Below are 15,724 nucleotides of genomic sequence, written 5' to 3'. Positions count from 1 at the left end.
TCCGCTTCCCTCCGTCCGGCGGCTACTTGCCGATCAGACCTTTCGACTCCAGATACTCCTTGGCGACATCCGCGGGCTTCGCGCGTTCCGCGTCGACCTTCAGGTTGAGCTTCGCGAGATCCTCTGTCGTGAGGGTGTCGCCGAGTTTGCCGAGAAGGTCCGCTATCTCCTGGGAACCGGCGTCCTTGGCATTGACCACCGGAAGTACGTTGTCCGCGTTCTGGAGCTTCTTGTCGTCCTCCAGGACCACCAGACCGAAGCTGTCGAGCGTGCCGTCGGTGGTGGTGCTGAGCACCAGCTGGTCCTTGCCGTCCTTCACCGCCTGCTTGGCCTGCGGCGTGCCGACACCCTGCGGGTCGATGCCGACGACGTCGATCCCGTAGGTCTTCTTGAGGCCGGGCGCGCAGAACGGCCGTACCTCGCACTCGTCGCCCGCGGCGATCTTCACCTTGAGCTTCGAAGCGCCCAGATCCGAGAGCGTCTTGAGGTTGTTCTTCTCCGCGTATTCCTTGGTCACGGCGAAGGCGTTCTGGTCGACCGCCTTGCCGGCGGGCAGCACCTTGAGCCCGCGCGGTTCGGCCAGCTTCTCCAGGGCGGCGACCGTGGCGGCCGTGTCGCTGGAGGCGAGCGGGGTCTTCAATGCCTCGTCCGCGCCGTTCACCTTGGCGTTGAGGAATTCGGTGAGCGTCGCCGCGTATTCCGGGACGACGTCGATCTCCCCCTTCTCCAGGGAGGGCTCGTACAGCTCGCGGTTCTTCACCGTGGTGACGGAGGTGTCGTATCCGCCGTCACCGAGGATCTGCGCGTAGAGCTCGGCCAGCACCTTGGACTCGGTGAAGGCCGCGGCGCCTACGACGAGGGAGCCCTTCTTGTCGGAGCCGGAGCCCTTGTCGGAACCGCCGTCCGACTCCAGGCTGTCGCCGCCGCACGCGGCGAGCGACGCGGTGAGGACGACGGCGCCGAGCACCGCACCCGCCATGCGCGAGGTCTTGCTCATGAGAGTTCCACCATCCGTAGAGGCCATGGGAGGCCGAAAAAGTCGAGAGAGAGAAAAGTCGGTCGTCACACGGTCGTCGTATTCGGAACACCGTTCGCAGCTGCGTCGCCGCCGGGCCGCTGTGCCCGGGTGGCCGCGGCGCGAGGAGACGGGTCGAGCACCCGGTCCACCGCCACGAGCACGCCCTCGACCAGCAGCGCGAGCAGCGCCACCAGGAGCGCGCCCGCGACCACCTGCGGGGTGTCGTACGTGTTGAAGCCGGCGGTGATGATCCGCCCGAGACCGCCCTGCCCCACCATCGCCGCGATCGTGGCGGTGGCGACCACCTGCACGGAGGCCGACCGCAGGCCGGTCATCACCATCGGGTACGCCAGGGGCAGCTCGACCCTCAGGAAGAGCTGGCGCCCGGACATCCCCATGCCCCGTGCGGCCTCCAGCACCGCGCGGTCCACCTCCCGCATACCCACATAGGCGTTGGTCAGCAGCGGCGGCACGGCGAAGAGCACCAGAGCGACGATCGTCGGCACATAGCCGGCGTTGCGCAGCGGGGAGAGCATGAACAGGGCGAGCACGGCGAAGACCGGGATCGCCCGCCCCACGTTGGATATGTTGACGGCCAGCGCGCCGCCCTTGCCGATGTGCCCGAGGTAGAAGGCCGTCGGCAGGGCTATCGCGCAGGCGAGTGCGAGCGCGACCCCGCTGACGTACACATGCTCACCGAGCCGGGCCAGGGCCCCGCCGTCACCGGACCAGTTGGAACCGGTGACCAGCCAGGTCCACGCGTCACCCAGGACACCCATGGGTCAGCCCCCCACCTTCACCGGGTCGCCGGTCCGGCCCGCACGCGCAGGGCGCGGCGAGCGGTCCTTGACCGTACGTATGCGCGTCCAGGGCGTGAGCAGTCGCTGAAGCCCCAGGAGCAGCAGGTCGGCGGTGACCGCCAGCAGCACGCAGAGCACGGAGGCGGTGAGCACCTGCGCCTTGAAGAGGCTCGGCAGCGCGTCCTCGATGAGATTGCCGAGGCCGCCGCGTCCCACGATCGAGCCGACGGTCGTCAGCGCGATCGTGGAGACCGTCGCGATCCGGAGCCCCGCCATCAGCGCGGGCAGGGCGAGCGGCAGCTCGACCTCCCAGAGCAGCCGCCCGGAGCCGTACCCCATCCCGCGGGCGGCCTCCTTGGCCTCGGCGGGGACGGAGTCGAGGCCCGCCATGATGTTCCTCACGAGGATCGTCAGCGAGTAGAGCACCAGGCCGGTGACCACCAGCGCGGTCGACAGCCCGAAGAACGGCAGCAGCAGCGAGAACATCGCCAGCGACGGGATCGTGTAGAGCAGCGTCGTCAGTCCGAGCACGGGCCCGGCGAAAGCCGGTTTGCCGCGGGCGAGCAGCGCCAGCGGAAAGGCCACGAGCAGCCCGATGAGGACCGAGACGACGGTGATCCCGACGTGCTGGACCGTCGCATCGATCAACTCCTGGCTACGGGAGCGGAGGTACTCTCCGCAGATCCATTCGTTCGCCGCCAGACAGCTTTGAGTGCTCATCCACCCCCGCCTCCCCTATCTCTCCGAACGTATGTCTGGTGTCTTTGTCTGGGCGACCCTATCCCCGACCACCGACAATCGTGGAAGGCCGCCACATTCCAGCAACATTGCCTTCACACAAGACCCGTCACAATGGGGAAATCATGATCCGATTCGAGCACGTCACCAAGCGGTACCCGGACGGCACCACGGCCGTCGACGACCTCAGCCTGGAGGTCGGAGCGGGCGAGCTGGTCACGCTCGTCGGACCCTCCGGCTGCGGCAAGACCACCACCATGAAGATGGTCAACCGGCTGATCGAACCGACCGAAGGCCGGATATTCCTGGACGGGGACGACATATCGACCATCGACCCCGTCCAACTCCGGCGCCGGATCGGCTATGTGATCCAGCAGGTGGGCCTCTTCCCCCACAAGACGATCCTGGAGAACACGGCGACCGTCCCCCATCTCCTTGGCTGGCAGCGCGGCAAGGGCCGTGAGCGAGCGGCCGAACTCCTCGACCTGGTCGGTCTCGACCCGTCCGTCTACGGCGACCGCTACCCCGAGCAGCTCTCCGGCGGACAGCGCCAGCGCGTGGGCGTGGCACGGGCGCTGGCCGCCGACCCGCCCGTCCTGCTGATGGACGAGCCCTTCGGCGCGGTCGACCCCGTCGTACGCGAACACCTCCAGAACGAGTTCCTGAAACTCCAGGCCGCCGTCAACAAGACCGTGCTCTTCGTCACTCACGACATCGAGGAGGCTGTCCGGCTCGGTGACCGGATCGCCGTCTACGGCCAGGGCACCATCGAGCAGTTCGACGCCCCCGCCGCCGTGCTGGGCGCCCCCGCCACGCCGTACGTCGCCGACTTCGTCGGCGCGGACCGCGGCCTCAAGCGCCTCTCGGTCACACCGATCGAGGAAGGCGACCTGGAACAGCCGCCCGTCGTACATCTGGACGACCCCCTGCGGACGGCGGCGGCGAAGCTTTCCAAGGAGGGCGCGCGCTGGGCGGTCGTCCTGGACGCCGACGACAATCTGCACGGCTGGATCTCCGCCGAGGAGACCGGGTCCGCGGGCAGCGTGCGGGAGCACGCCCGCCGTATGGAGGCGTGGCTGCCCGTCGGCGCCTCACTCAAGCAGGCGTTCTCCACCATGCTCCAGCACGACGCCGGCTGGATCGCCGTCATCGACAAGGAGGAGACCGGCCGCTTCCTCGGAGTCCTGACCCCGGCCCGGCTGCACGAGGCGCTGCGCCGCTCCATCGACGCGGACGCGCACGCCATCCCGCGCACCGAGGTGGAACTGGAGACCGTCGCACAGATCGCCGCCTCCTGACCGCGCCGCCCGTGAAGGAGCCCGTGCCCGCCCGGCGGGCACGTCCCCGCCCCCGTACGGGCCTAGGGTGGGACGTATGAGTACGTTGCGCCCGCGGGGCGGAAGGGGCACGGTCGACGGCCTGCCGGAGTGGGACCGCTGCGCGGTCATGGGAGTCGTCAACGTGACGCCCGATTCCTTCTCCGACGGTGGCCGCTGGTTCGACACCACGGCCGCGGTCAAGCGCGGCCTCGACCTGGCCGGCGAGGGCGCCGACCTGGTGGACGTGGGCGGCGAGTCGACCCGCCCCGGCGCCTCCCGGGTCGGCGAGGACGAGGAGCTGCGGCGCGTCGTGCCCGTCGTACGGGGCCTGGCCTCCGAGGGCGTCACCGTGTCCGTGGACACCATGCGGGCCTCCGTCGCCGAACAGGCGGTGGCCGCCGGCGCCGTCCTGGTCAACGATGTCAGCGGCGGCCTCGCGGACCCGGCCATGGTGCCCGCCGTCGCCGCCGCGGAGGTGCCCTTCGTCGTCATGCACTGGCGCGGCTTCAGCCAGGACATGAACACCCGGGCCGTGTACACGGACGTCGTCGCCGAGGTGGTGGCCGAACTCCGCGAGCGAATGGAGGCGGTCGTCGCCGGGGGGATCGCCCCCGGGCGCCTGGTCGTCGACCCCGGCCTCGGCTTCGCCAAGGACGCCGGACACGACCTCGCCCTGCTGGCCGGTCTGACGGACCTGCGGGCACTGGGCCGGCCCCTGCTGGTCGCCGCGTCCCGCAAGCGGTTCCTCGGCCGGGTACTGGCCGGTGACGGCGCCCCGCCGCCGGCCCGCGAACGGGACGCCGCCACCGCCGCCGTCTCCGCGATCGCCGCGCGCGAGGGCGCCTGGGCGGTCCGGGTGCACGAGGTACGCGCGACGGCCGACGCCGTCCGCGTGGCACGCGCCGTCGAGGGCGCCCGGTGAGGAGTCTGCCGAGCGGGACCGACAGGGAACAGGTCGACGCCCTCAACACCGCCTTCTACGAAGCCATGGAGCGCGGCGACCTGGACGGGCTGTCCGAACTGTGGCTGGACGGCGACAGCCCCGCAGTCAGCTGCGTCCACCCGGGCTGGCCGGTGCTCACCGGCCGCGGCGAGGTGCTGCGCTCGTACGCGCTGATCATGGCCAACACCGAGTACATCCAGTTCTTCCTCACGGATGTCGTGGTCTCCGTCGCGGGCGACACCGCCCTCGTGACCTGCACCGAGAACATCCTGAGCGGCGGACCGGCGGAGGAGAGCGGCGCGCTCGGCCCGCTCGTGGGGCAGCTGGTGGTCGCCACGAACGTGTTCCGCCGCACCCCCGACGGCTGGCGGGTCTGGTCCCACCACGGCTCACCCGTTCTGGCCGAAACCGACGACGAGCAGGACGACGAAACTCCCGCGTGAGTGGGTAGACCGACCTTACGAGGGGCCGGCTCCGCCCCGCTGGGACTACCTGCGGTGCCCAGTCACGCGGAGCCCGCCGCGACCACCGGTCCGCGGCGCCCGGGGCCCCACGGGCAGGGCGTGTGGGAGCCCGCGAGTAGATTCGAGCCGGGACACGGCCGTCCTGTACGGCACAGTGCCCCACTCGACCAACGACAGCAGGAGTGATTCGCGTGGACCGTCTCGCGCTGCGCGGCCTCAAGGCCCGTGGGCACCATGGCGTCTTCCCCCGGGAGCGCGAGGAGGGGCAGACCTTCATCGTGGATCTGGTGCTGGGCCTCGACACGCGCCCCGCCGCCGCCGGAGACGACCTGGCGAGAACAGTCCACTACGGAATCGTGGCCGAGGAGGTCGTGGCCGTCGTGCGGGGCGAGCCGGTCGACCTGATCGAGACGCTTGCCGAGCGCATCGCGGAGCAGTGTCTGAAGCACGACGGCGTCGAAGAGGTCGAGGTGACGCTGCACAAGCCGGACGCCCCGATCACGGTGCCCTTCGACGATGTGACCATCACCATCACCCGGAGCCGAGTATGAAATCCCAGAGCGACCCGACCGTTCAGCCGGTGCCGACCTCGGTGGTGGCCCAGGTCGACGCGGCGGACGTCACCCTGTCCAACCCGAAGCGCGCCGTGATCAGCCTCGGGTCCAACCTCGGCAACCGGCTGGAGACCCTCCAGGGCGCCGTCGACGCGCTGGAGGACACCCCCGGCCTGCGGGTCAAGGCGGTGTCCCCGGTGTACGAGACCGAGCCGTGGGGCGTCGAACCGGGCTCCCAGCCCTCGTACTTCAACGCGATCGTCGTGGTGAAGACGACACTGCCGCCCTCCTCCCTGCTGGAGCGCGCCCAGGCCGTCGAGGAAGCCTTCGACCGGGTCCGGGTGGAGCGCTGGGGGCCGCGCACGATCGACGTCGACATCGTGGCGTACGCGGACGTCGTGTCGGACGACCCCGTTCTCACCCTGCCGCACCCGCGCGCCCACCAGCGCGCCTTCGTGCTCGTGCCCTGGCTCGACGTGGAGCCCGAGGCGCTGCTCGCCGGGCGGGGTACGGTCTCCGAACTGCTCGCCGTCATCGAGCAGCGGGGTGTGGAACCTCGCACCGACCTGGAACTCCGCCTGCCCGACTAATCGTTAGGCTCTGCGGACCGCCCGGCCGGTCCGGGTGCCGTCCCGGAGTGCCGGTACAGGGCCCGCGCGCCCTCGGGGTGCGCGGATGACGTGTGTCAGTGGACGAGTACGAGTACGGGTGAAGGGCGGGCTTTCGCGGTGGGGCAATTGCGGATCCGGGTTCTGTCGGGCATCTTCGCCGTGGCCGGGGTGCTCTCCTGGGGCGCCGCGCGCCTCTGGGACTCCCTCGGCACCCTGCCCAGCGTCCCGCTCGCCGCGCCCATCGTGCTCGCGGTGATCGCCGTCGTCCTCATGGCGACGGCGCTCTCCCTGCGGTCCCGGCTGCGCGCCCAGCGTGAGCGCCGGCCCGGTGCCAAGGGCGTGGATCCGATGATGGCGGCGCGCGCCGTCGTTTTCGGCCACGCGAGCGCGCTGGTCGCGGCGCTGGTCGCCGGGATGTACGGCGGGACGGGGGTCTTCCTGCTCGGCTCCCTCGACATCCCCGCCCGGCGGGACCAGGCGTACTACGCGGGATTCTCGGTGCTGGCCGGCATCGCGGTGATCGCCGCGGCGATATTCCTGGAGCGTGTCTGCAAACTGCCCGAAGGGCACGACGACGACCACAAGGGCGCCGCCCACGCCTGAGCCCCGTCCCGGACGGGTCCCGGCGTCACCGGCCGGAACACCGGGCCGGCCTCCGCCCGCGGCGGTTCAGCGGGCCATGATCAGGCTCATCGCCTCGTTGCGGGTCACCTGGTCGCGCAGCTGTCCCCGTACCGCCGAGGTGATCGTCTTGGCGCCGGGCTTGCGCACCCCGCGCATGGACATGCACATGTGCTCGCACTCGACGACCACGATCACACCGCGCGGCTCCAGGATCTTCATCAGCGAGTCCGCGATCTGTGTGGTCATCCGCTCCTGGACCTGCGGTCTGCGGGCGAACACGTCCACGAGCCGCGCCAGCTTCGACAGCCCGGTGATCTTCCCGTCGGCCGACGGGATGTACCCGACGTGCGCGACACCGTGGAACGGCACCAGATGGTGCTCACAGGAGCTCTGCACCTCGATGTCCTTCACCAGCACCATCTCGTCGTGGCCGATGTCGAACGTCGTCGTGAGAACCTCCTCGGGCCGCTGCCACAGCCCGGCGAATATCTCCCGGTACGAGCGGGCCACCCGCCCCGGCGTCTCGCGCAGGCCCTCGCGGTCCGGGTCCTCCCCGACCGCGATCAGCAGTTCCCGAACGGCGTTCTCGGCCCGCTTCTCGTCGAACTCGCCGATCACACCCTCGCCGTCCAGCTTCACGGGGTTGGTCATCTGGGCCTCGTTCCTCCGCCGTTCCGTGCGCGCCAACAGGAATGCCGCGCCCCATCAGGCTAAGACCTGTGGGGCGCGGCATCTATTCCGGGCCTGGTGAGAGGCGCGGGATCAGCTTTCGGGACGGTCCTCCGGAACGGCCTCGGTAGCGGACTCGCCGGTCGTCACACCGGGAATCGTGCCGTTGGTGCCGACCGCGCCGTTGGTGAGGGCCAGCTCCTTGGGCGAGAGCACCGGCGGACGTGTCGAAGGCGTACGCCGCGAGGAACCGGTCCACGCCGGACGGGCCGGGCGGCGCACGATCGTCGAGAAGATCTCGGCGATCTGGTCCTTGTTGAGCGTCTCCTTCTCCAGCAGCGCGAGGACGAGGTTGTCGAGAACGTCACGGTTCTCGACGAGGATCTCCCAGGCCTCGTTGTGCGCCGTCTCGATCAGCTTCTTGACTTCTTCGTCGACCAGCGCGGCGACCTCTTCCGAGTAGTCGCGCTGGTGGCCCATCTCACGTCCGACGAACGGCTCCGTATTGTCGCCGCCGAACTTGATGGCGCCGAGCCGCTCGGTCATGCCGTACTGGGTGACCATGGCCCGCGCCGTCGCCGACGCCTTCTCGATGTCGTTGGCCGCGCCGGTGGTCGGGTCGTGGAAGACCAGTTCCTCCGCCGCGCGCCCGCCCATCATGTAGGCGAGCTGGTCGAGCATCTCGTTGCGGGTGGTCGAGTACTTGTCCTCGTCCGGGAGGACCATGGTGTAACCGAGGGCCCGGCCGCGGGACAGGATCGTGATCTTGTGCACCGGGTCGGAGTTCGGAGACGCCGCCGCGACCAGGGCGTGGCCGCCCTCGTGGTACGCGGTGATCTTCTTCTCCTTCTCGGACATGATCCGGGTCCGCTTCTGCGGGCCCGCCACGACTCTGTCGATCGCCTCGTCCAGCGAGTGGTTGTCGACGAGCTTCTTGTCGCTGCGCGCCGTGAGGAGCGCCGCCTCGTTCAGCACGTTCGCCAGGTCCGCGCCGGTGAAGCCGGGCGTACGGCGGGCGACGGCGCCGAGGTCGACGTCCGGGGCGACCGGCTTGCCCTTCTGGTGGACCTTGAGGATCTCCAGACGCCCCTGCATGTCGGGGCGGTCGACCGCGATCTGGCGGTCGAAACGTCCCGGGCGCAGCAGCGCGGGGTCCAGGATGTCGGGCCTGTTCGTGGCGGCGATCAGGATGACCCCGCCCTTCACGTCGAACCCGTCCATCTCCACGAGCAGCTGGTTGAGCGTCTGCTCGCGCTCGTCGTGGCCACCGCCGAGGCCCGCGCCGCGGTGCCGGCCGACGGCGTCGATCTCGTCGACGAAGACGATCGCCGGGGCGTTCGCCTTGGCCTGCTCGAAGAGGTCGCGCACCCGGGAGGCACCGACACCGACGAACATCTCGACGAAGTCGGAACCGGAGATCGAGTAGAACGGGACACCGGCCTCACCGGCGACGGCGCGGGCGAGCAGCGTCTTACCCGTACCGGGCGGGCCGTAGAGCAGCACACCCTTCGGGATCTTGGCGCCGACGGCCTGGAACTTCGCGGGCTCCTGGAGGAACTCCTTGATCTCGTGGAGTTCCTCGACCGCTTCCTCGGATCCCGCGACGTCGGCGAACGTCGTCTTGGGGGTGTCCTTCGTAATGAGTTTGGCCTTGGACTTCCCGAACTGCATGACCCGGGAGCCGCCGCCCTGCATCTGATTCATCAGGAACAGGAAGACCACGACGATGAGGACGAAGGGCAGCAGGGAGAGCAGCACGGAGACGAACGGGCTCTGCTTGGAGGGCGAGACCGTGTAGCCCTGCTTGATGTCGCCGCTCTCGAACTTGCCCTGCAGCTTCTCGGCCAGGGCAGAGCCCTGGGAGCCGATGTAACTGGCCTGTACCTTGTCGCCGCCCTGGACCTTCTGACCGTCCTTGAGGTCGATCTTGATGATCTGTTCGTCGCCAGTGGTCAGCTTGACCTGGTCGACCTGGTTCTTGTCGATCGCCTGGACGACCTCGCCGGTGTCCACCGTCTTGTAGCCGCCGGACGAGCCGACGACCTGCATCAACACGACCACGGCGAGGACGGCCAGCACGATCCACATGACCGGCCCACGGAAGTATCGCTTCACGTCCATCCATACGGAGCGAGAACGCCCCGTCCCTCCTGCCCGTAGGTAAATGTCGCTGTGAGAAAAGACTGTTCTTCGGACCGTACCCCAGCATTGTCACCCGCGACCGCACGGGACTGCCGGTAAACCGGTCTTCCCATGCTCCAACGGCGGGAGTGGTGCCGGGGTTCCCGTCGCGTCCCGGCGTGGGCCGGGGCCGGCTCAGCCGCCGTACACATGGGGGGCGAGCGTGCCGACGAATGGCAGATTGCGGTACTTCTCCGCGTAATCCAGGCCATAGCCGACAACGAACTCATTGGGAATGTCGAATCCGATCCATTTCACATCGATCGCGACCTTTGCGGCATCCGGCTTACGGAGCAGCGTGCACACTTCCAGCGACGCGGGCTCACGCGAACCGAGGTTCGACAGCAGCCAGGAGAGCGTCAGACCGGAGTCGATGATGTCCTCGACGATCACGACGTGCTTGCCCTTGATGTCGGTGTCCAGGTCCTTGAGGATCCTGACCACACCGGAGGACTGCGTCCCGGCGCCGTACGAGGACACGGCCATCCAGTCCATCGTCACGGGGGTGGACAGGGCACGCGCCAGGTCCGCCATCACCATCACGGCGCCCTTGAGGACGCCGACGAGGAGTACGTCCCTGCCCGCGTACTCCGCGTCGATCTTGGCGGCCAGTTCGACCAGCTTGGCGTCGATTTCTTCCTTGGTGAAGAGCACCGACTGGAGGTCGGCGCCCATGTCCTTGTGGTCCACCCGCATCACTTTCGTCGTCGGCCAGGAGGCCCGAACTCGCCACCCCGGTAGACACAGCCGTCGTGCGTCAGCGCTTCAGCCCTGCCGGATGACCAGTCTGCCACCCTGCCGTTGGGCCTCGACGCGGCCCGGCAGGTTGATGGCTCCCTGGCCCCGCCAGCCCGTGATCAGGCGGTCGACCTCCTCGATGTGCCGGGCGAACAGCGACCCGGCGGGGGCGCCTGCGACGACGGCGGCCCGGCGCAGGACACGGCGCCGGACGGCGGGCGGCAGCGCGGACAGCTTGGCGCATTCGAGCTGACCGGTGTCGTCCCGTACGGCGGACTCGGCGTCGGCCGCCCAGGCGTCGAGGGCGTCGGCGTCGTCGCGGGAGAGCTGCGCGGTACGGGCCAGGGCCTCGACGACGCCCTTGCCGAGCGCCTTCTCCAGGGCGGGCAGACCCTCGTGGCGCAGGCGCGAGCGGGTGTAGGCGGGGTCGGCGTTGTGCGGGTCGTCCCAGACCGGGATCGCCTGGACGAGGCAGGCCTTTCGGGCCGTCTGCCGGTCGAGCTGGAGGAAGGGGCGGCGGTAGCGGCCGGTGGCGCCGGAGACGGGTGCCATCCCGGAGAGCGAGCGGGTGCCGGAGCCGCGGGCGAGGCCGAGCAGGACGGTCTCGGCCTGGTCGTCGCGGGTGTGGCCCAGCAGGACGGCGGCGGCGCTGTGACGCTCGGCGGCGGCGTCGAGGGCGGCGTAGCGCGCGTCACGGGCGGCGGCCTCGGGGCCTCCGTCACGACCGACTGTCACGGCGACGGACTCGACGGGGTCGAGCCGCATTGCGGCGAGCCGGGAGACGACTTCGGCGGCGCGGAGGTCGGAGCCGGGCTGGAGACCGTGGTCGACGGTGACGGCGCCGGCCCGGACGGAGAGCTTGCGGGCCTCGAAGGCGAGGGCGGAGGCGAGCGCCATGGAGTCGGCGCCTCCGGAGCAGGCGACGAGCACCAGCGGCCGGCGGTCGGCCGGCGGCGGTGCGGCGGCCCGGTCGGCGTCCGTCCCGGTGGGACGGGAGCGCTCGATGCCGGGGCCGGATGCGGAGCATTCGGTGATGACGTCGTGGAGTACGCGGCGGACCGCCAGGCGTATCGCCGCGACCGCAGGATGGGGACCCATGTCCGGTGCCCTTCGTGATGTTTGGGGGGTGCCTCGGTCGGAGTGGGGACGGGATTCAGTCACACAGAGTGCGTCGATGGTGACAGAACCGGGCCGTTCCCCGAGCATCGCACGCCTACCCACCGCCCACGGTCCCTCGGATGGGTGATGCTGGCCCAATCCGGTGGACACCTGTGGGCGTCGACATCGGGCACGCGCCCTCGCGGCGCGTGACTTCTGGGTCGTGTCTTCGAATTAGCGCCGTCCGCCCGCAGGGCGGGGTCCGCGGAGGATCGGTCTCGTACCGGGCGTACCCGGCCGACTCCGACCACGCGGCGAGGTGCCGCGCCAGGCGTCGCGGGCCGGGCGGGACTTCGCTGACACGACCCAGGGAGTGCGCGTCAGGACTCGGCCTTGCGGTGCACCCGTGCGATCCAGTCCGCCGGCTTGGCGATCTCCGCCTTCGTGGGAAGGGTGTTGGGGGAGGTCCACACACGGTTGAAGCCGTCCATGCCGACCTCGTCCACCACGGCGCGTACGAAACGCTCCCCGTCCCGGTACTGCCGGAGTTTCGCGTCCAGTCCCAGCAGCTTGCGCAGCGCCTGGTCGAGCCGGCTGGCGCCCTTGGCCCTGCGCTGCTGGAACTTCTCGCGGATCTCGGCCACCGAGGGCACGACCTGCGGGCCCACGCCGTCCATCACGTAGTCGGCATGGCCTTCGAGCAGGGACATCACGGCGGTGAGGCGGCCGAGGATCTCCTTCTGGCCGGGTGTCTGCACCAGCTCGACCAGGCTCCGGCCCTCGTCCTCCTCCTCGCCCTCGGGGCGGCTGCCGGTGAGCGACTGGACCGCCTCACGCAGGCGCTCCACGACGGTCGAGGGGTCGACGTCCGTCTCCTCCAGGAATGACTGGATCTCGCTCTCGAGGTGGTCGCGCAGCCACGGGACCCCGGTGAACTGCGTGCGGTGGGTCTCCTCGTGCAGGCAGACCCAGAGTCTGAAGTCGTGCGGGTCCACGTCCAGTTCGCGCTCGACGTGGACGATGTTCGGCGCGACGAGCAGCAGCCGCCCGCCGCCCCCGTCACTCGAAGGGAGGTCACGGCTCGGCGGGGCGAACGTCTCGTACTGGCCGAGGACGCGCGAGGACAGGAACGACAGCAGCATGCCCAGCTCGACGCCGGTCACCTTGCCGCCCACGGCGCCCAGGACGGCGCCGCCCGCCGTGTTCGACCGGCGGTCCTGCATCTTGTCGAGGAGTGGTTTGAGCAGTTCGCGGAAGCCCGCGACGTTCGCCTTGATCCAGCCCGCCCGGTCCACGACCAGGACGGGGGTGTCCGTCGGCTCGTGGCCGTCCGGGATCATCCGGGTGAAGCCGCGCACGTGCTCCTCGGCCGCCTTGGCGTGCCGCCGGAGCTCCGCGACGATCTCGCGTGCCTCGTCCCGGCTCACCTCCGGTCCCGGCCGCGCGAGCCGGGTCGCGGTCGCGACCGCGAGATTCCAGTCCACCATCTCGGCCCCACCGATGCTCGTCATGTGTCAACCGTACGTGCTCGGGCCCGAAGGCGGTGGGGTGTCGGCCGGGCCGTTCCCGTCCCGGCCGGTCCCGGTCGGTGCGGGTGGCCGCCCGTGTCCCCGCCCGGGGACAAGCCGGGACGGGGGTGGTCAGGACGCCAGTTCCGCCGAGAGGTGGTCCAGGGCGCGTTGGGCCGTATCGGGGGCCGGGGCGTCCTGCGCGAGGAAGGCGAACGCGAGGAGCCGTCCGCCGGGGCCCACGACGGTGCCCGCCAGGGAGTTCACGCCGGTGAGCGTGCCGGTCTTGGCACGGATCAGGCCACTGCCGGTGGTCGCGTCCGCGTCGGTGTAGCGGCCCTGGAGCGTGCCGCTGAATCCGGCCACCGGGAGACCGGTGAGCACCGGCCGCAGTTCGGGCCGGCCGGGGTCGGCCGCACGGGCGAGCAGCGCGGTGAGCAGACCGCCGGTGAGCCTGTCGTGGCGGTTGAGGCCGCTGCCGTCGCGCAGCAGTGCCCCGCCGACGGGCAGTTTCAGCTTCTTCAGCTCGGCCTGGACGGCCTGTTGGGCGCCCGCGAAGCTCGCGGGTCTGCCGGCCTCGATCGCGGTCTGCCGGACCAGCGACTCGGCGATGTCGTTGTCGCTGTTGGTCAGCATGCGTTCGACCAGGGCGGAGACGGGACGCGAGTACGTCACCGCGAGGCGGTCGGCGTCCTGGGGGGCCCGGCCGACCGCAGGGAGGCCCGAGGTCTTGAGGCCGCGGTCGCGCAGCAGTTCCGCGAAGACGTCGGCCGCGTCGCCCGCCGGGTCGCCACTGCGCGGTGCCGGGCCGCCGAAGGTGTCGGCGGCGGAACCGTCGAGGCGGCCCTGACCGGCCATCAGGGCGGTGACCGGCGCGATGTTGTCGTTGGGGCCGATCGGGTGCTCCCGGGGCCCCGAGTAGAGGGAGACGTCGAAGCGCACGGTCACCCGGTGCACGCCGCGGTCGCGCATCGCCCTGGCGGTGTCGGCGGCGAGGGAGCGCAGGCCCGCTCGGTCGAGGGTGGCGTCGCCGCCGCCGACGAGGGTGATCTCCGTCGGGTCCTCCCCCTTGCCGTCCGCCTCGCCGCCGCGCTCGCCCCCGGACCGGCGGGCGGGCTTTCCGCCGGGCTTGTCGTCGTCGCCCTTGCCGCCGTCGGCGGTGACCACGGTGGTGGCGATGCGGTGGTCGGGGCCGAGCGCGGAGAGCGCGGCGACCGCCGTGGCGATCTTGATGGTGGAGGCCGGTGCCATCGGCCGGTCGGCGCGCCGCCCGAACAGCTGCTCGCCCGTGGCGACATCGACGACGGACGCCGCGGGCGCCGCTCCGAGGTCGGGGGATTCGAGGAGCGGCCCGAGGGTCGCCGTCAGGTCGCCCGGCAGATCGGCGGGCGCGGACAGGGACTCGGCCGACACGCCGAGTTCGGCGAGCACTCCGGCGGCGCTGGGCGCGGGCGCGGGCACCCGCTCCCCGTCGTGATGTGCGCCACCTGTACGGCCCTGAGCGGCCGCCCAGTCCCGCTCGGCCTTACGCTGACCGGAGTCCCAGGGGCCGGCCAAGGCCACCGCCCCGGCCGCCAGTACGAGGCCGAGCACGGCGGAACCCGCCGTGAGCTGCCACACTTTCGGCTCAAGCACGGTTGACCAGCCCCTTTCGCGATCACACAGCTGCGTGGGGGACACTTAATCACTGCGCGTTGCCACGAGCACGGTGCCCCGGCCAGCGATGGCCGATCCTGCTCGGCCCCGGGGTCGGCCCCGGTGACGTGCGGTACCACCGACAGCAGCATCACCGACATCTGTGTTGATCATGGAGGAGCCACCCGTGGAGTTCGACGTCACCATCGAGATCCCTAAGGGTTCGCGAAACAAGTACGAGGTGGACCACGAGACCGGCCGGATCCGCCTTGACCGTCGTCTCTTCACCTCGACCAGCTACCCGGCCGACTACGGCTTCGTCGAGAACACCCTCGGCGAGGACGGCGACCCGCTGGACGCGCTGGTCATCCTGGACGAGCCGACGTTTCCCGGCTGCCTCATCAAGTGCCGTGCGATCGGCATGTTCCGGATGACGGACGAGGCCGGCGGCGACGACAAGCTGCTGTGCGTCCCCGCGTCGGACCCGCGTGTGGAGCACCTGCGGGACATCCACCACGTGTCGGAGTTCGACCGTCTGGAGATCCAGCACTTCTTCGAGGTCTACAAGGACCTGGAGCCCGGCAAGTCGGTCGAGGGCGCGGACTGGGTGGGCCGCGCCGAGGCGGAGGCCGAGATCGAGGCGTCGTACAAGCGCCTGGAGGCGCAGGGCGGCGCGCACTGAACACGCGCCCCACGGACCGGGTCTCAGGGGCCGTCAGCTCCTGAGCGGACGGGAAGCGGCACGTAACAGCGGGGGGGGGGGGGGGGGCGGGGGGGGGGGGGCTCCCTGTCTTTTGTGTCTCTTCCCTCTCCCCTGTTCGCCC

16 protein-coding genes are annotated in these 15,724 nt (G+C 70.5%); 7 read left to right on the top strand and 9 right to left on the bottom strand.

Annotation, left to right across the window (positions count from 1 at the left end; all coding sequences use genetic code 11):
• Positions 1-22 precede the first annotated feature (22 nt).
• The 3 genes from ACZ61E_RS14380 to ACZ61E_RS14370 form a co-directional block, all read right to left on the bottom strand.
• Positions 23-997: an ABC transporter substrate-binding protein gene (locus tag ACZ61E_RS14380; RefSeq protein WP_469699954.1), complete on the bottom strand. Its 975-nt coding sequence runs from the start codon at positions 995-997 to the stop codon at positions 23-25.
• 65 nt (positions 998-1,062) lie between these two features.
• Positions 1,063-1,797: an ABC transporter permease gene (locus tag ACZ61E_RS14375; protein WP_469699953.1), complete on the bottom strand. Its 735-nt coding sequence runs from the start codon at positions 1,795-1,797 to the stop codon at positions 1,063-1,065.
• 3 nt (positions 1,798-1,800) lie between these two features.
• A complete protein-coding gene (locus ACZ61E_RS14370; protein ID WP_469699952.1) occupies positions 1,801-2,538 on the bottom strand; it encodes an ABC transporter permease in 738 nt (245 codons plus the stop codon).
• A 143-nt stretch (positions 2,539-2,681) separates the two neighbouring features.
• On the opposite strand from ACZ61E_RS14370, the gene ACZ61E_RS14365 reads away from it, so the two are divergent.
• The 6 genes from ACZ61E_RS14365 (at position 2,682) to ACZ61E_RS14340 (ending at position 7,050) form a co-directional block, all read left to right on the top strand.
• The gene (locus tag ACZ61E_RS14365) at positions 2,682-3,854 is read left to right on the top strand and encodes an ABC transporter ATP-binding protein (protein WP_469699951.1); all 1,173 of its coding nucleotides are present in this window, start codon (positions 2,682-2,684) and stop codon (positions 3,852-3,854) included.
• A 76-nt stretch (positions 3,855-3,930) separates the two neighbouring features.
• Positions 3,931-4,797, top strand: coding sequence for a dihydropteroate synthase (folP, locus tag ACZ61E_RS14360; RefSeq protein WP_469699950.1), 867 nt, complete (start codon positions 3,931-3,933; stop codon positions 4,795-4,797).
• A gap of 5 nt (positions 4,798-4,802) precedes the next feature.
• Complete coding sequence (locus tag ACZ61E_RS14355) at positions 4,803-5,261, top strand: nuclear transport factor 2 family protein (RefSeq protein WP_469699998.1); 459 nt, start codon at positions 4,803-4,805, stop codon at positions 5,259-5,261.
• A 212-nt stretch (positions 5,262-5,473) separates the two neighbouring features.
• Complete coding sequence (folB, locus tag ACZ61E_RS14350) at positions 5,474-5,833, top strand: dihydroneopterin aldolase (RefSeq protein ID WP_469699949.1); 360 nt, start codon at positions 5,474-5,476, stop codon at positions 5,831-5,833.
• Positions 5,830-6,426: a 2-amino-4-hydroxy-6-hydroxymethyldihydropteridine diphosphokinase gene (gene folK / locus ACZ61E_RS14345; RefSeq protein ID WP_469699948.1), complete on the top strand. Its 597-nt coding sequence runs from the start codon at positions 5,830-5,832 to the stop codon at positions 6,424-6,426. The genes folB and folK overlap by 4 nt, the downstream gene beginning before the upstream one ends.
• A 138-nt stretch (positions 6,427-6,564) precedes the next feature.
• Entirely contained in the window at positions 6,565-7,050 is a 486-nt protein-coding gene (locus ACZ61E_RS14340) for a DUF3180 domain-containing protein (RefSeq protein ID WP_469699947.1), read from the top strand.
• Between the two features lie 66 nt (positions 7,051-7,116).
• On the opposite strand, the gene folE is transcribed toward ACZ61E_RS14340, so the two are convergent.
• The 6 genes from folE to dacB form a co-directional block, all read right to left on the bottom strand.
• Positions 7,117-7,722: a GTP cyclohydrolase I FolE gene (gene folE, locus ACZ61E_RS14335; protein WP_469699946.1), complete on the bottom strand. Its 606-nt coding sequence runs from the start codon at positions 7,720-7,722 to the stop codon at positions 7,117-7,119.
• A gap of 111 nt (positions 7,723-7,833) precedes the next feature.
• Complete coding sequence (gene ftsH, locus ACZ61E_RS14330; RefSeq protein ID WP_469699945.1) at positions 7,834-9,861, bottom strand: ATP-dependent zinc metalloprotease FtsH; 2,028 nt, start codon at positions 9,859-9,861, stop codon at positions 7,834-7,836.
• 195 nt (positions 9,862-10,056) lie between these two features.
• Complete coding sequence (hpt, locus tag ACZ61E_RS14325; protein WP_147878376.1) at positions 10,057-10,617, bottom strand: hypoxanthine phosphoribosyltransferase; 561 nt, start codon at positions 10,615-10,617, stop codon at positions 10,057-10,059.
• Between the two features lie 69 nt (positions 10,618-10,686).
• Entirely contained in the window at positions 10,687-11,757 is a 1,071-nt protein-coding gene (tilS, locus tag ACZ61E_RS14320; protein ID WP_469699944.1) for a tRNA lysidine(34) synthetase TilS, read from the bottom strand.
• A 380-nt stretch (positions 11,758-12,137) separates the two neighbouring features.
• Complete coding sequence (locus tag ACZ61E_RS14315; RefSeq protein ID WP_469699943.1) at positions 12,138-13,268, bottom strand: zinc-dependent metalloprotease; 1,131 nt, start codon at positions 13,266-13,268, stop codon at positions 12,138-12,140.
• Between the two features lie 129 nt (positions 13,269-13,397).
• Positions 13,398-14,900: a D-alanyl-D-alanine carboxypeptidase/D-alanyl-D-alanine endopeptidase gene (dacB, locus tag ACZ61E_RS14310; protein ID WP_469699942.1), complete on the bottom strand. Its 1,503-nt coding sequence runs from the start codon at positions 14,898-14,900 to the stop codon at positions 13,398-13,400.
• A 187-nt stretch (positions 14,901-15,087) separates the two neighbouring features.
• On the opposite strand from dacB, the gene ACZ61E_RS14305 reads away from it, so the two are divergent.
• A complete protein-coding gene (locus tag ACZ61E_RS14305; RefSeq protein WP_003968257.1) occupies positions 15,088-15,582 on the top strand; it encodes an inorganic diphosphatase in 495 nt (164 codons plus the stop codon).
• Positions 15,583-15,724 lie beyond the last annotated feature (142 nt).

It is taken from the genome of Streptomyces sp. NPDC104581 (genome assembly GCF_055583685.1).
This window is presented reverse-complemented; position numbering and strand designations above follow the sequence as displayed.

Bases quoted from the DNA above. Each gene is read 5' to 3' on its own strand.
- folK (WP_469699948.1), top strand. From the start codon at position 5,830: ATGAAATCCCAGAGCGACCCGACCGTTCAGCCGGTGCCGACCTCGGTG.
- ACZ61E_RS14380 (WP_469699954.1), bottom strand. From the start codon at position 997: ATGAGCAAGACCTCGCGCATGGCGGGTGCGGTGCTCGGCGCCGTCGTC.
- ACZ61E_RS14375 (WP_469699953.1), bottom strand. From the start codon at position 1,797: ATGGGTGTCCTGGGTGACGCGTGGACCTGGCTGGTCACCGGTTCCAAC.
- hpt (WP_147878376.1), bottom strand. From the start codon at position 10,617: ATGCGGGTGGACCACAAGGACATGGGCGCCGACCTCCAGTCGGTGCTC.
- ACZ61E_RS14365 (WP_469699951.1), top strand. From the start codon at position 2,682: ATGATCCGATTCGAGCACGTCACCAAGCGGTACCCGGACGGCACCACG.
- folE (WP_469699946.1), bottom strand. From the start codon at position 7,722: ATGACCAACCCCGTGAAGCTGGACGGCGAGGGTGTGATCGGCGAGTTC.
- folP (WP_469699950.1), top strand. From the start codon at position 3,931: ATGAGTACGTTGCGCCCGCGGGGCGGAAGGGGCACGGTCGACGGCCTG.
- ACZ61E_RS14315 (WP_469699943.1), bottom strand. From the start codon at position 13,268: ATGACGAGCATCGGTGGGGCCGAGATGGTGGACTGGAATCTCGCGGTC.
- ftsH (WP_469699945.1), bottom strand. From the start codon at position 9,861: ATGGACGTGAAGCGATACTTCCGTGGGCCGGTCATGTGGATCGTGCTG.
- tilS (WP_469699944.1), bottom strand. From the start codon at position 11,757: ATGGGTCCCCATCCTGCGGTCGCGGCGATACGCCTGGCGGTCCGCCGC.
- ACZ61E_RS14370 (WP_469699952.1), bottom strand. From the start codon at position 2,538: ATGAGCACTCAAAGCTGTCTGGCGGCGAACGAATGGATCTGCGGAGAG.